A 14313-nucleotide genomic window follows, 5' to 3' on the forward strand; every position below is an offset into this window, starting at 1 on the left:
AGGGATCCCGTAAGAAGAAGGTCGTAGAGGGAGAGACATGGCGTTCAAGAAGCTGCTCGCGAGTCTGGGGGCCGGCGGGGCTTCGGTCGAGACGGTGCTGACCGAGGTCAACGTCGTTCCGGGCGGTGTCGTGCAGGGTGAGGTGCGGATCCAGGGCGGGTCCGTCAACCAGCAGATCGAGGGGCTCTCGGTCGGGCTTCAGGCCAAGGTCGAGGTCGAGAACGGCGACCAGGAGTACAAGCAGGACATCGAGTTCACGAAGCTGCGGCTCGGGGGGGCCTTCGAGCTCCAGGCCGGTGCCGTGCACGCGGTCCCGTTCGGGCTCGAGATCCCGTGGGAGACGCCGGTCACGACGATCGACGGTCAGACGCTGCGTGGCATGAACATCGGTGTGACCACCGAGCTGGAGATCGCCCGCGCCGTGGACTCCGGTGACCTGGACCCGATCAACGTGCACCCCCTGCCGGCGCAGAAGGCGATCCTGGACGCCTTCATCCAGCTGGGCTTCCGCTTCAAGAACGCGGACCTGGAGCGTGGACACATCCGCGGTACGCGGCAGAAGCTGCCGTTCTACCAGGAGATCGAGTTCTACCCGCCGTCGCAGTACCGGGGGCTGAACCAGGTCGAGCTGAGCTTCGTGGCCGACGAGCACACGATGGACGTCGTGCTGGAGATGGACAAGAAGCCGGGGCTGTTCAGCGAGGGCAGTGACACCTTCCGCTCGTTCCAGGTGGGTCTGCACGACTACCAGGGAACCGACTGGACGGCGTACCTCAACCAGTGGCTGTCCGAGGTAGGCAGCAAGCGCAACTGGTTCTGACACACAGAGAGGGCCCGGAGTGCCGTACGGCGTTCCGGGCCCTCTGTGCGTCCTCGCGGGGTGTGGAAGTCGTAGGCTCCCAAGGGAGTTCTTGCCGATCGATCAGGAGGTGTCGAAGTGACCCAGCCGAAGAGGCGGCCGCTGCCCCACGATTTCCATCCGCCGGTTCCGTCGTTCACGGTCACGAGCGAGGATGTCGAGGAGGGGGCGACCCTCAAGGACGCCCAGGTCCAGGCGGCGGGGAACACCTCGCCCCAGCTGCGGTGGGAGGGTTTCCCGTCCGGGGCCAAGAGTTTCGCCGTGACCTGCTACGACCCCGATGCTCCGACGGGCAGCGGATTCTGGCACTGGGTCCTGTTCGACATCCCCGCCTCGGTGACCGAGCTGCCGGCCGGTGCGGGCAGCGGCAAGTTCGAGGGGCTGCCCGAGGGTGCCGTGCACGCGCGCAGCGACTACGGCAGCAAGGAGTTCGGCGGGGCCGCGCCGCCGCCGGGGGACGGACCGCACCGGTACGTCTTCACGGTGTACGCGGTGGACCAGGAGAAGCTCGGTCCGGATGCCGATGCCTCGCCCGCCGTCGTGGGCTTCAATCTGCGGTTCCACGCGATCGCCCGCGCTCAGCTGATCGGTGAGTACGAGGTTCCCGCGGAGGGATGAGTCAGCTCATCGTTCATTGAACGTTTGCCCGCCTCTGGTCTTGGAAGTGATCAGAGGCGGGCATTTTTGTTGCCGGGGGTCGCGGGGGTCACCTCCCGTGGAGCAGCAGATATTGCGTTGTCCATCTCGGCGTGCCCGGCCAGAGTTGATCCCAGCCCGCCAGGGGGTGGGCCGGTGCACACAGGAGGTGGGCTGGTATGCGGGACACGCTGGTGCTGAACGCGAGCTTCGAGCCGCTGTCGACGGTGACGTTGAACCGAGCCGTCGTTCTGGTGCTTCAGGACAAGGCCGTCGTCGAGCAGGCCCACCCCGAACTGCGGATGCGCGGAGCCGAGGTCGACATCCCGGCGCCTCGTGTGATCAGGCTGTGCCGGTACGTACGGGTGCCCTTCCGAAGACAAGCTCCGTGGTCGAGGCGGGGTGTGCTGATACGGGACCGGCACCGGTGCGCGTACTGCGGTCGAAGGGCGACGACCGTGGACCACGTGGTGCCGCGGGCGCAGGGGGGTCAGGACGTGTGGCTGAACACCGTCGCCTCGTGCGCGGAGGACAATCACCGCAAAGCGGACCGGACTCCGGAGCAGGCGGAGATGCCGTTGCTGCGGCAGCCGTTCGAGCCGACGCCGGCGGACGCGATGCTGCTGGCCCTCGGGCAGGACGACCTGGCCGCGCTGCCGGAGTGGCTGACCATGGACGCGGCGTGACCCGTGTCCGGATGTGACCGGGGCCCACCTTCGCTCGGAAGGTGGGCCCCGGTCGTGTGTCCGTGGTCAGTCGATCGACGGCTTCTCGCGACGTTCCGAACCGCCGCCGTTGCCGGAGTTGTTGCCGCCCGAATTGCCGCCGAAGTTGCCGAAGTTGCCCATCGCGCCGGACAACCCCTTGAGGGCGTCGCCGATTTCGCTGGGGACGATCCAGAGCTTGTTGGCGTCGCCTTCGGCGATCTTCGGAAGCATCTGGAGGTACTGGTAGGAGAGGAGCTTCTGGTCCGGGTCGCCGGCGTGGATGGCCTCGAAGACCGTACGCACGGCCTGGGCCTCGCCCTCGGCGCGCAGCGCGGCCGCCTTGGCCTCACCCTCGGCGCGCAGGATCTGGGACTGCTTCTCACCCTCGGCGGTGAGGATGGCGGCCTGGCGCGTGCCTTCGGCGGTGAGGATCGCGGCGCGCTTGTCACGGTCGGCGCGCATCTGCTTCTCCATCGAGTCCTGGATGGAGGTCGGGGGCTCGATGGCCTTCAGTTCCACGCGGTTGACGCGGATGCCCCACTTGCCGGTCGCCTCGTCGAGGACTCCGCGCAGCGCCGCGTTGATCTCCTCGCGGGAGGTCAGGGTCCGTTCGAGGTCCATGCCACCGATGATGTTGCGGAGCGTGGTGACGGTGAGCTGCTCGATCGCCTGGATGTAGCTGGCGACCTCGTAGGTCGCGGCCCGGGCATCGGTCACCTGGTAGTAGATGACGGTGTCGATGTTCACGACCAGGTTGTCCTGGGTGATCACCGGCTGCGGCGGGAACGGCACGACCTGTTCGCGCAGGTCGATGCGGTTGCGGATGGTGTCTATGAACGGGACGACGATGTTGAGGCCCGCGTTGAGTGTCCGCGTGTAGCGGCCGAACCGCTCCACGATCGCGGCACTCGCCTGCGGGATGACCTGGATCGTCTTGATCAGGGCGATGAAGACCAACACCACCAGAATGACCAGGACGATGATGACCGGTTCCATCGCGGCTCCCCGTACCTTTCTCCGCCTCGGCGCTTTCGGAAGATCTTATGCCTGTTGAAGATCTTGCTGGACGAGTGTGACAGACCGTCGTGCGGCTCGTGAGGTGTTCTGTTCACTTACGTCGTGCGGGAGTTGAGCAGGGTCAGATGACGATCGCCGTGGCCCCCTCGATGTCCACGACATCGACTTCCTGCCCCACGTCGTAGGCGCGGTCGGTGTCGAGGGCGCGGGCCGACCAGATCTCTCCGGCGAGTTTGATGCGGCCGCCCGAGCCGTCGACGCGCTCCAGCACGACGGCCTGTTTGCCCTTCAACGCGTCGATGCCGGTGGCGAGTCGGGGACTCTGTTTGGCATGCCGGGTCGCGATCGGGCGTACGACGGCGATCAGCGCGACGGAGACGACGATGAAGACGAGCACCTGGGCGACGGCTCCGAAGCCGAGGCCTGCCACGACGGCGGCGGCCACCGCGCCGACCGCGAACATGCCGAACTCGGGCATCGCGGTCACCACGAGCGGGATTCCGAGCGCTGCCGCGCCGACGAGCCACCACACCCACGCGTCGATGTCGTTCACACCGTCATGGTAGGGCCGCACGTCCTGCCGGGGACAGGGCGCACAGGGAGCGGTCAGGACATCGGCAGGCCCTGTGCCGTCCAGCGGTCGCCGACCTGTTCCACGACGAGCGGGAGACCGAAGCAGAGGGAGAGATTGCGGGAGGTGAGCTCCAGCTCGACCGGGCCCGCGGCGAGGACCTTGCCCTGGCGGATCATGAGGACGTGGGTGAAGCCGGGGGCGATCTCCTCGACGTGGTGGGTCACCATGATCATCGAGGGGGCGATCGGGTCGCGCGCGAGGCGGCCGAGACGGCGTACGAGGTCCTCGCGGCCGCCGAGGTCCAGGCCGGCGGCGGGCTCGTCGAGGAGCAGGAGCTCGGGGTCGGTCATCAGAGCGCGGGCGATGAGGGTGCGCTTGCGCTCGCCCTCGGAGAGCGTGCCGAACTTGCGGTCCAGGTAGTCGCTCATGCCGAGGCGGTCGAGGAAGGCGCGGGCGCGCTGCTCGTCGACGTCCTCGTACTCCTCCTGCCAGCCGGCCGTCATGCCGTACGCGGCGGTCAGCACCGTCTGGAGGACGGTCTGGCGCTTGGGGAGCTTGTCGGCGAGCGCGATGCCGGCCATGCCGACCCGGGGGCGCAGCTCGAAGACGTCGGTGCCGGGGCTGCCGAGGGTCTCGCCGAGGATGGAGACGGTGCCGGCGCTGGGGAAGAGGTACGTGGAGGCGATGTTCAGGAGGGTCGTCTTGCCGGCCCCGTTGGGGCCGAGGATGACCCAGCGCTCGCCCTCCTTGACCGACCAGGAGACCTGGTCCACCAGAGCCCGGCCCTCACGGACCACGGATACGTCCTGAAGCTCCAGAACATCGCTCATGAGCGCGTTGTCTCCCCTTGCTGTGTGGCCGGTCGGTTGTCGCGGGCGCCTGTGGCTCGGACCGCCGCGCATGGGTGGGCGCGGCCTCTCCGGGAAAATCTACGCCACCGGCCGGGCGGCCCGATCCATCGGTCCGGTCCTTAGGGTGGGGGCATGCTCTCGGAACCGCGCTCTGGTCGCCTCGCCGCTTGGGGAAATGCCCTGTTGGCCGGAATTGTCTCGCCGGACGACGCCGTACTCGCCATCGTCGGCGAGGACGCCGTGCACCGGGTGGAGGGGCTGCCCGGTGAGTCGGCGCCCGTCGGCCTCACGCTCGCGCTGGGGCGGCTGCGGGCGCTCGGGGTGAACGGGCTGCGGGTGGCGCTGCCCGCGCCGGGACATCCGCTGGGGCTGAGCGGGCCGCCGGAGTTCAACACGCGGGCGCTGGAGGCGGAGGAGGCCGTGGTCTGTCACGGCGCCGGGTACGGGCTGGTGCCGGAGGTGTACGAGGCCGGGCCCGACGGTGATGTACATGTCGAGGTCGTGTGGCACTGCCTGCCGGTGCGGGAGACCCCACCGGCCGATGTGCCGTCGCTTGGCGAGGCGGAGCGGGAGCTGGCCGAGGCGCTGCGGGACGCCACGGCGGTGCTGGCGCGACTGGACCTGGCGGGATCGGGGCCGGTGGCGGAGGCGGCGATCGACGCGTACCGGGCTCGGGCCGAGCGGGGGCGGGAGGTCCTGGCGCCGGGGTACCCGCCGCGGGCGGTGCGGGTGCTGGAGCTGGCACAGCGGGTGGGGCTGCTGGTGTCCCTCGCCTATGAGAACGGGCCCGGGGGTGCGGTCAGCTCGGCGGAGATGGCGGTGCGTGCGGAGGCGTTGCGGCCGGTCGAGCGGACGGGGCGGCGGGCGCAGGTCGCCGCGTACAACTCCGTTGTGGAGGAGCGGGAGCGGGGGGTTCGGTGAGCGTGGGTGCTTCGGTGCCCCCGGGGGTGTGAGCCTCTGGGGGCTGTGCCCCCAGGCCCCCCCCTTCGGCCCCCAAGGGGCCTTGTCCTCGAGCGCCGGACGGGCTGGATTGCCCGGCGGCGGTGAAATGGTCACGGCATGCAGAGGGGCCCACGTGTCGTCCGTGACGCGTGGGCCCCTCTGTGGTGCGGCTACGAACTCAGTCGTTGATGCAGGTGTTGCCGAACGCCGGGTTCAGCACGCCGACCACGTTGATCGTGTTGCCACAGAGGTTGACCGGGATGTGGACCGGTACCTGGACGACGTTGCCCGAGACGACGCCCGGCGACTTCACGGCCGCGCCTTCCGCACCCGCGTCGGCGACGGCGGCACCGGCCGAGGCGCCCGCGGCGATACCCGCGACGGTGAGGGCCACAGCAGCCTTCTTGGCGATGTTCATGAGAAGCGTTCCTCCTGCGTTTGCGTGTCCGACCCGGCCGCGGGTCGGACACTGCTCAACGCGGAAGTGATCGGGAACGATGCGGGGCCCACCGGGAAGACACCTCGTTCGGATCATTGGAGCGACAAACAGACCGGCCTCCCTCGGTGGGGGCCGAGGGAGGCCGGAGGTCACCGCGGGTGCGGGCGGGACCTCAGTGGTTGAGACCCAGGTTGCCGAAGGCCGGGTTCAGCACGCCGATGACGTTCACGCTGTTGCCGACCACGTTGACCGGGACGTGCACCGGGGCCTGGACGAGATTGCCCGAGACGACGCCCGGCGAGCCCTTGGCCTCGCCGAGAGCGGTGGCGCCGTCGGCGGCGGAGGCCATGCCGGCACCCGCGGCCATCAGCCCGCCGGCCACCATCGTCACAGCCGCTGCCTTCTTCAGGTTCTTCACTTCTGACCCCTCCTAGCGATTGCCGCGGCAATCGCCGCGGCACGCACTGGAGAACGGCGGCGGGCCACGAAGGATGCGCCATCCGGGGGACATTCCCACGACGGTATGAATCTCGGATCGGAAGTTAACCCTCCGCGTTGCCTCACCGGAGCGCCCCGCGACGCCCCGGGTAGTGCGCCGGAGCGTGTCTCAGCGGGTCACGCCGTGGCGTACGGCCCACAGCGCGGCCTGGGTGCGGTCCGCGAGGTCGAGCTTCATCAGGATGTTCGAGACGTGTGTCTTGACGGTCTTCTCGGAGAGGACCAGGGCCCGGGCGATCTCGCGGTTGGAGCGGCCGTCCGCGATCAGACCGAGCACCTCGCGCTCGCGTTCCGTGAGCGCGCCGCCTCTGCCCTGGCCAGAGGTGCCCTCGTCCTGGGAGAGGAGTGCGCCGGCGACCTCGGGCTGGAGCAGGATGTGGCCGGCGTGGACCGAGCGGATGGCGCCGGCGAGGGCGTCGGGGTCCACGTCCTTGTAGACGTACCCGGCGGCACCCGCGCGCAGGGCCGGGACCACCGTGCGCTGTTCGGTGAAGCTGGTGACGATCAGCACGCGCGCGGGGTTGGCCAGGTCGCGGAGTCTGCGGAGGGCCTCGACGCCGTCCATGCCGGGCATCTTGACGTCCATCAGGACGACGTCGGGCTTCAACTCCTCGGCGAGGGCGACTCCTTCGGCGCCGTCGGCGGCCTCGCCGACGACCTCGATGTCGTCCTGCACCTCCAGGAAGGTGCGCAGGCCCCGGCGGACGACCTGGTGGTCGTCGACGAGCAGCACCTTGATTGCGTCAGCCACCGGGAGCCTCCATCTCGATCGTGGTGCCCTTGCCGGGCGCCGATTCCACCGTGAGCCTGCCACCGACCCCGCTCGCCCGGTCCCGCATCGACACCAGCCCGAGGTGGCGGCCGGCCCGGCGGACCGTCGTCGGGTCGAAGCCGCCGCCGTCGTCCGTGACGCGCAGGACCGTGCCCGGGCCGCGCTTGCCGAGGGTCACCTCGACGCGCTGTGCCCCGGAGTGGCGCAGCGCGTTGTGCAGAGCCTCCTGGGCGACCCGCAGCAGGGCCTCCTCCTGCGCGGCGGGCAGCGCGCGGACGCCCTGACTGGTGAAGGTCACGCGCGCTGCGTGGGCACGGTCGAGAACCTGGATGTGGGTGCGCAGGGTGGCGACGAGGCCGTCCTCGTCGAGGGCTGCGGGGCGCAACTCCACCACGGCGGCGCGCAGTTCGTCGGCGGCCTCCGCGGCGAGCGCCGCGACCTGTTGCAGTTCGCCCTTCGCGCGCGCGGGGTCGCGGTCGACGAGGGCGGTGGCGGCCTGGGCCGTCAGGCGCAGGGAGAACAGCTTCTGACTGACCGCGTCGTGCAGTTCGTGCGCGAGCCGGGAGCGTTCCTCGGCGATCGTCAGTTCACGGCTGCGCTCGTACAGGCGGGCGTTGGTGAGGGCTATCGCGGCGTGCTGGGCGAGGATCGAGAGCAGTTCCTCGTCGTCCTCGGTGAAGCCGCAGCCACCCCGGGGTTTGGCGCAGTTCTTGTTGGCCAGGAACAGGGCGCCGAGGACCTCGTCCCCGTCCCGGACGGGCAGGCCCAGGAAGTCGGACATCTCGGGGTGGGCGGACGGCCAGCCCTCGAAGCGCGGGTCCTCGCGGACGTCGGCGAGGCGCTGGGGCCGGGCCTCCTGGAGCATCGCCGCCAGGATGCCGTGCTGGCGGGGCAGCGGACCGATGGCCTTCCACTGCTCCTCGCCGACGCCGTCGACGACGAACTGGGCGAAGCCGCCGTGGTCGTCGGGGACGCCGAGGGCGGCGTACTGCGCGTCCAGCAGTTCGCGGGCGGAGGCGACGATCGTCTTGAGGACGTCGCGGACCTCGAGGTGCCTGCTCATGGCCAGCAGCGCGGAACTCACCGCGGCGAGGCCGGACCGGGGGCCTTGACTCATGCCCTCACGGTACCGGCGGGGTGTGACAGCGCGGATCGGACCTGTGACGGCCACGGGCTGGGGCGCAAGACCTAGGTCCGAGGTCCCCGGTACCGCGGCCTAGGGCGAGGGGACCGGGTGCCCGGGCGTACGACGAAGGGCCCCTGCGGCTTGCGTCCCGCGTCCGAGGCGGGGGCGGGGGGCCGGTTCCTACGTTGGGATCACCGCCGGACGGAGGCGGATCGGACGAGGGGACGGTTGTCATGCCGGTTGCGATCATCACGGGTGCGTCGAAGGGGCTGGGGCGGGCGCTGGCCGAGGCGCTGGCCGCGCGTGGCTGGGATCTGGTGCTCGACGCCAGAACCGCGGAGGTGCTGAAGGAGACGGCGGCGGCCGTGGCGGCGCACGGGGCCCGGGTCGAGGCCCGTGCGGGGGACGTCACCGATGCGGCGCACCGGGCCGAGCTGGTGGCGGCCGCCTGGCGGCTCGGGGGCTGCGACCTGCTGGTGAACAACGCGAGCGCGCTGGGCGCCGAGCCGCTGGTGCGGCTGGCCGAGCTGCCGCTGGACGGGCTGCGGCGGGCGCTGGAGGTGAACGTGGTGGCGGCGCTGGGGCTGATCCAGGAGGCGCTGCCGCTGCTGCACGGGGCGCGGGCGGGCGCGGTGATCACCGTCAGCTCGGACGCGGCGGCCGAGGCGTACGAGACGTGGGGCGGCTACGGGGCGTCCAAGGCGGCCCTGGACCATCTAGCGGCGGTGCTCGGTGCGGAGGAGCCGGGGCTGCGGGTGTGGGCGGTGGACCCCGGGGACATGGCCACGGACCTGTACGCGGCGGCCGTGCCGGACGACGACGATCCGCGGCCGGATCCGGCCGGTGTGGCGCCGGCCTTCCTGCGGCTGCTGGACGAGCGCCCGGCGAGCGGGCGGTACGGGGCTCCGGCCCTGCTGGAGGGACGGCGATGACGCTGGCGCTGGGGGTGCCGCCGCACGAGCGCAGCCGGGGGTGGGGGAAGGTGCCGGAGGAGCTGTCGGCTCGGGTGCCGGCCGAGCAGCGCGGGCCGGGACGGGACCGGGACGACGTACGGCTGCTGGTGTCGCGAGGGACGGAGGTGGCGCATCACGCGTTCCGGGAGCTGCCCCGTCTGCTGCGGGCCGGGGACCTGCTCGTGGTGAACACCTCGCCGACGCTGGCGGCGGCCGTGGACGGGCGGGTCGGGCACGCGCGTGTGGTGGTGCACTTCTCCACCCGCGGTGACGACGGACGGTGGGCCGTGGAGCTGCGGGAGCCGGACGGGAAGGGCACCACCCGCGCGCGTGCCGGTGGGCCCGCGGGGACCGAGGTGCGGCTGGCCGGGGGTGTGCGGCTGACGGCGGAGGAGCCGCTGAGCCCGGGAAGCGGACGGCTGTGGTGGGCGCGGGTGTCCCCCGTCGGCGCTGTCCCCGGGCTGCTGCGGGAGCACGGGCGGCCCATCCGCTACTCCTATACGGAGCGGGACCAGCCGCTGTCCGTCTACCAGACGGTGTTCGCGTTGCCGTCGGTCGACGGGTCGGGCAGCGCGGAGATGCCGAGTGCGGCGCGGCCCTTCACCGCGGGGCTGGTGGCGGAGCTGGTGAGCCGGGGGGTGCAGTTCGCGCCGATCACCCTGCACACCGGTGTCGCCTCGGCGGAGGTGCACGAGCCGCCGTACCCGGAGCGGTTCGTGGTGCCCGAGGCGTCGGCGCGGCTGATCAACGCCGCGCGGGCCGGGAACGGGCGGGTGATCGCCGTCGGGACGACCGCTGTGCGGGCCGTGGAGTCGGCGGCCGGGGCGGACGGGGTCGTACGCGCGCGTGCGGGATGGACGGATCTCGTGGTCACTCCCGCGCGCGGGGTGCGAGTGGTGGACGGGCTGCTGACCGGGCTGCACGAGCCGGAGGCCTCGCATCTGCTGATGCTGGAGGCGGTGGCGGGGCGGGACGCGATCAGCCGTGGCTACGAGGAGGCGCTGGTCGGGCGCTACCTGTGGCACGAGTTCGGGGACGTGCACCTCGTCCTTCCGGAGGAGAGTGCTGACGCAGAGCATTGCTCGGGCAACCATCAGTGAGAACAGGGTGGGGCCCGTGTGAGCCCGCACATAGGGCGCGGATCACGTACTACGGGCAATAGGAGATAAAGGGGACGGGGTGAACGGGGCAGATGGTTCCATCTGTCCCGATTTGCCCATCCCCGATCCACTATCGGGGATCGTACGTCACACCTTTGCCTGTCCTTTTTGCGGCCGCTAACAATGGCTCTCGTCGCTCAGCGCCGTGGGTTCTCCCCCGGCGGCGCCCGTGCCGAAAGCACCCGCTGTCCGCCGTCGGACGAAGAGAGCGACCTCCGCGCTATTCGAAGAGGTCCATCCGCATGCCCAAGAACACTCGCAAGATCGCGATCGCCGGTGCCGCCACGCTCGGTGCCGCTGCCCTCGCCTTCTCCGTGGTGCCGGCCGACGCGCAGACGACCACTACGGACGCCGTCTCCTCGGCCCGGGTCGTCTACAACGCTGCGCCGGCGCAGGCCGTCAAGGCCAGCGTGACCGACCAGCTGGCCACGACGAGCGTGAAGGTCGACGCCATCGAGGCCAAGAAGAAGGCCGCCGCGGCCGCCGCCGCCAAGAAGAAGGCAGCCGCCGAGGCCGCCGCGAAGGCAGCGGCAGCGAAGAAGAAGGCGGCCGCAGCGGCCGCCGCCAAGAAGGCCGCCGCCGCGCGCAAGGCCAAGGAGGCCGCGAGCCGGTCCGCCGAGCGTGTCGCGGTCAAGAAGGTCGCCACCAAGAGCTACGCCAACAACCTCGACGGCTGGATCAAGCACTCCCTGGACATCATGAAGTCCAAGGGCATCCCGGGCTCCTACAGCGGTCTGCACCGCAACATCATCCGGGAGTCCTCGGGCAACCCGAAGGCGATCAACAACTGGGACATCAACGCCATCAACGGCATCCCGTCCAAGGGCCTGCTCCAGGTGATCCCGCCGACCTTCGCCGCGTACCACGTCGCCGGGACGTCCTGGAACATCTACGACCCGGTCGCCAACATCACCGCCGCCGCGAACTACGCGGCCGACAAGTACGGCACGATCGACAACGTCGACAGCGCGTACTGAGCCACCTCCGCACGCCGATGGGCGGCACCCCGTACCGGGGGTGCCGCCCATCGGCGTACTGCGGCAGCGACTACTTGCGCATGACCTCGGGCTCGTGGCGGCGCAGGAAGCGGGCCACGAAGAAGCCGCAGATCACGCCGAGGACGATCAGCGCGGCCATGTCCAGGCCCCAGGCGCCGACGGTGTGTTCCCACAGCGGGTCCGTCTCGCCGCCGTCCTTGGGCGGGCTGATCTTGTTGAAGTCCAGCGTGGCACCCGCGGCGGCGACCGCCCAGCGCGAGGGCATCAGGTACGAGAACTCGTTGACGCCGACCGCGCCGTTCAGGGTGAAGAGACAGCCGGTGAACACGACCTGGATGATCGCGAACATGACCAGCAGCGGCATCGTCTTCTCGGCCGTCTTCACCAGCGACGAGATGACCAGGCCGAACATCATCGAGGTGAAGCCCAGCGCCATGATCGGGATGGACAGCTCGATCATGGTGGCGCTGCCGAGGACCAGGCCCTCGGTCGGGATCTCCCGGCTCGCGAAGCCGATCACGCCGACCAGCAGGCCCTGGAGCACGGTGACCACGCCGAGCACGAACACCTTCGACATCAGGTACGCGGACCGGGACAGACCGGTGGCGCGTTCCCGCTCGTAGATGACGCGTTCCTTGATGAGCTCGCGGACCGAGTTGGCCGCGCCCGCGAAGCAGGCGCCGACCGCGAGGATCAGCAGGACGGTGGTGGCCGTGCCGTTGGGGATGATCCGGCCGGTCTTCGGGTTGACCGGGTTGGGCAGCAGACTGTTCCCGGAGTCGATCAGCAGGCTCACCGCGCCGAGGACGGCCGGCAGGATCACCGTCAGGGCCAGGAAGCCCTTGTCGGAGGCGATCACCGAGACATAGCGGCGCACCAGTGTGACGAACTGGGACATCCAGCCCTGCGGCTTCGGCGGCTTCATCGCCTGCATCGGCGGCATCTGTACGGACTGCGGCGCGATGGCGTCGATGTCCGCGGCGTACATCTGGTAGTGCTGCGAGCCCTTCCAGCGGCCCGCCCAGTCGTAGTCGCGGTAGTTCTCGAAGGCGGAGAAGACGTCGGCCCAGGTGTCGTAGCCGAAGAAGTTCAGCGCCTCCTCGGGCGGGCCGAAGTAGGCGACGGCACCGCCCGGTGCCATCACGAGCAGCTTGTCGCAGATCGCGAGTTCGGCCACCGAGTGGGTGACCACCAGGACCGTGCGGCCGTCGTCGGCGAGGCCGCGCAGCAGCTGCATGACATCGCGGTCCATGCCCGGGTCGAGGCCGGAGGTCGGCTCGTCCAGGAAGATCAGCGACGGCTTGGTGAGCAGTTCCAGGGCCACCGAGACCCGCTTGCGCTGGCCACCGGAGAGGGAGGTGATCTTCTTCTCTTTGTGGATGTCCAGCTTCAGCTCGCGCAGCACCTCGTCGATCCGGGCGTCGCGCTCGGCGGCCGTGGTGTCGGCCGGGAAACGGAGCTTGGCCGCGTACTTGAGGGCCCTCTTGACGGTCAGTTCCTTGTGCAGGATGTCGTCCTGCGGGACCAGACCGATGCGCTGGCGCAGCTCGGCGAACTGCTTGTACAGGTTCCGGTTGTCGTAGAGGACGTCGCCCTGGTTGGCCGGGCGGTAGCCCGTCAGCGCCTTGAGCAGGGTCGACTTGCCGGAACCGGACGGTCCGATGACCGCGATCAGGGACTTCTCCGGGACGCCGAAGGAGACGTCCTTGAGGATCTGCTTGCCGCCGTCGACCGTGACGGTCAGATGGCGGGCCGAGAAGGAGACCTCGCCGGTGTCGACGAACTCCTCGAGCCGGTCGCCGACGATCCGGAACGTCGAGTGGCCGACGCCCACGATGTCGGTGGGCCCCAGCTGGACCGAGCCGCCCTTGGGGATCGGCTGGCCGTTGACGTAGGTGCCGTTGTGCGAGCCGAGGTCGCGGATCTCCATGCGGCCGTCGGGCGTCGAGTGGAACTCGGCGTGGTTCCGCGACACCTGGAGGTCGGAGACGACCAGCTCGTTCTCCAGGGCACGGCCGATGCGCATCACGCGGCCGAGGGAGAACTGGTGGAACGTGGTCGGGCTGCGGTCTCCGTAGACCGGCGGCGCCCCCGCGCCTCCACCGGGCACCTTCTGCACGTACGGCTCGCTCGGCCCCTGCTGCTGCGGGACGTGCGGCGCGCCCTGCTGCGGCGGCTGCCATCCGGCCTGCGGTGCCTGCTGCGGCGGGGCCTGCTGGGCCCAGCCCGGGTTCGCGGCCTGCGCGGCGTACGGCTGCTGGGGCTGCGCGGCGGGCGCCTGCGCGCCCGAGAGGTTCACGCGCGGCCCGTCGGTCGCGTTGCCCAGGTGCAGCGCCGAGCCGGGGCCGATCTCCAGCTGATGGATCCGCTGCCCCTGCGCGAACGTGCCGTTGGTGCTCCCGTGGTCCTCGACGACCCAACTGCGCCCGTTGAAGCTGACCGTGGCGTGACGCCAGGAGACCCTGGCGTCGTCGAGGACGATGTCGCCCTGCGGATCACGTCCGAGGGTGTATGGCCTGGACGGATCCAGCGTCCAGGTGCGTCCGTTCAATTCCAGTACGAGTTCCGGCACTCCAGCCCCACTGAGTTGTCCCCCGAGTTAGCCCCATCAACGGGGAGTCTAGGGATGTCGAACATCGGGGGGAACTATTTCAGTAGCGGCCCCCTGACCGAAAGTCGGGCCTTGTGAAGAGCGTGCGCGAGCGTATCGGCCGTTCCCGTTGACGGGGTTGAAACCGGGCCGGAGAGTGGTAAAGGCACGCGAGGGGGACGGAAGCGGCG

Annotated in this window: 14 protein-coding genes and 1 pseudogene; 7 read left to right on the forward strand and 8 right to left on the reverse strand. The window is 70.3% G+C overall.

What is annotated here, in order from left to right; translation table 11 throughout:
• Positions 1-37: 37 nt before the first annotated feature.
• The 3 genes from OG736_RS10980 (at position 38) to OG736_RS10990 (ending at position 2181) form a co-directional block, all read left to right on the forward strand.
• Complete coding sequence (locus OG736_RS10980) at positions 38-820, forward strand: sporulation protein (protein WP_314222522.1); 783 nt, start codon at positions 38-40, stop codon at positions 818-820.
• Between the two features lie 117 nt (positions 821-937).
• On the forward strand, positions 938-1477 hold the full coding sequence (locus OG736_RS10985; protein ID WP_327182262.1) for a YbhB/YbcL family Raf kinase inhibitor-like protein: 540 nt from the start codon (positions 938-940) through the stop codon (positions 1475-1477).
• A 197-nt stretch (positions 1478-1674) separates the two neighbouring features.
• Positions 1675-2181: an HNH endonuclease gene (locus OG736_RS10990; RefSeq protein WP_054239279.1), complete on the forward strand. Its 507-nt coding sequence runs from the start codon at positions 1675-1677 to the stop codon at positions 2179-2181.
• A gap of 66 nt (positions 2182-2247) precedes the next feature.
• Here the strand turns inward: OG736_RS10990 and OG736_RS10995 are convergent, their stop codons facing one another.
• The 3 genes and pseudogenes from OG736_RS10995 to OG736_RS11005 form a co-directional block, all read right to left on the reverse strand.
• On the reverse strand, positions 2248-3198 hold the full coding sequence (locus tag OG736_RS10995; RefSeq protein ID WP_020130381.1) for an SPFH domain-containing protein: 951 nt from the start codon (positions 3196-3198) through the stop codon (positions 2248-2250).
• Positions 3199-3340: 142 nt separating this feature from the next.
• A complete protein-coding gene (locus OG736_RS11000; protein WP_327182263.1) occupies positions 3341-3772 on the reverse strand; it encodes an NfeD family protein in 432 nt (143 codons plus the stop codon).
• A gap of 320 nt (positions 3773-4092) precedes the next feature.
• A pseudogene (locus tag OG736_RS11005) lies at positions 4093-4695 on the reverse strand (ABC transporter ATP-binding protein); the annotation flags it as partial.
• Between the two features lie 81 nt (positions 4696-4776).
• On the opposite strand from OG736_RS11005, the gene OG736_RS11010 reads away from it, so the two are divergent.
• Entirely contained in the window at positions 4777-5565 is a 789-nt protein-coding gene (locus tag OG736_RS11010; protein ID WP_327182265.1) for an Rv1486c family protein, read from the forward strand.
• A 199-nt stretch (positions 5566-5764) separates the two neighbouring features.
• Here OG736_RS11010 and OG736_RS11015 read toward each other — a convergent pair whose 3' ends face one another.
• The 4 genes from OG736_RS11015 to OG736_RS11030 all read right to left on the reverse strand — a co-directional run bounded on the left by OG736_RS11015 (position 5765) and on the right by OG736_RS11030 (position 8412).
• Complete coding sequence (locus OG736_RS11015; RefSeq protein WP_327182266.1) at positions 5765-6004, reverse strand: chaplin; 240 nt, start codon at positions 6002-6004, stop codon at positions 5765-5767.
• Positions 6005-6197: 193 nt separating this feature from the next.
• On the reverse strand, positions 6198-6443 hold the full coding sequence (chpE, locus tag OG736_RS11020) for a chaplin ChpE (RefSeq protein ID WP_020130386.1): 246 nt from the start codon (positions 6441-6443) through the stop codon (positions 6198-6200).
• 189 nt (positions 6444-6632) lie between these two features.
• On the reverse strand, positions 6633-7274 hold the full coding sequence (locus OG736_RS11025) for a response regulator (protein WP_020130387.1): 642 nt from the start codon (positions 7272-7274) through the stop codon (positions 6633-6635).
• On the reverse strand, positions 7267-8412 hold the full coding sequence (locus OG736_RS11030; RefSeq protein ID WP_327182267.1) for a GAF domain-containing sensor histidine kinase: 1146 nt from the start codon (positions 8410-8412) through the stop codon (positions 7267-7269). Before OG736_RS11030 ends, OG736_RS11025 begins: the two co-directional genes overlap by 8 nt.
• A 242-nt stretch (positions 8413-8654) precedes the next feature.
• Here OG736_RS11030 and OG736_RS11035 point away from each other — a divergent pair, with 242 nt between their 5' ends.
• The 3 genes from OG736_RS11035 (at position 8655) to OG736_RS11045 (ending at position 11511) form a co-directional block, all read left to right on the forward strand.
• Positions 8655-9353 carry an SDR family NAD(P)-dependent oxidoreductase gene (locus OG736_RS11035; RefSeq protein ID WP_327182268.1) on the forward strand — a complete coding sequence of 233 codons (699 nt, stop codon included), beginning with the start codon at positions 8655-8657 and terminating at the stop codon, positions 9351-9353.
• Positions 9350-10474, forward strand: coding sequence for an S-adenosylmethionine:tRNA ribosyltransferase-isomerase (locus OG736_RS11040; protein WP_327182269.1), 1125 nt, complete (start codon positions 9350-9352; stop codon positions 10472-10474). Before OG736_RS11035 ends, OG736_RS11040 begins: the two co-directional genes overlap by 4 nt.
• 302 nt (positions 10475-10776) lie before the next feature.
• Positions 10777-11511 carry a transglycosylase SLT domain-containing protein gene (locus OG736_RS11045; protein WP_327182270.1) on the forward strand — a complete coding sequence of 245 codons (735 nt, stop codon included), beginning with the start codon at positions 10777-10779 and terminating at the stop codon, positions 11509-11511.
• 70 nt (positions 11512-11581) lie between these two features.
• Here the strand turns inward: OG736_RS11045 and OG736_RS11050 are convergent, their stop codons facing one another.
• Entirely contained in the window at positions 11582-14104 is a 2523-nt protein-coding gene (locus tag OG736_RS11050) for an ABC transporter ATP-binding protein/permease (protein WP_327182271.1), read from the reverse strand.
• Positions 14105-14313: the final 209 nt, after the last annotated feature.

Source organism: Streptomyces sp. NBC_01334, from assembly GCF_035983595.1.
Taxonomy (GTDB): Bacteria; Actinomycetota; Actinomycetes; order Streptomycetales; family Streptomycetaceae; genus Streptomyces; species Streptomyces coriariae.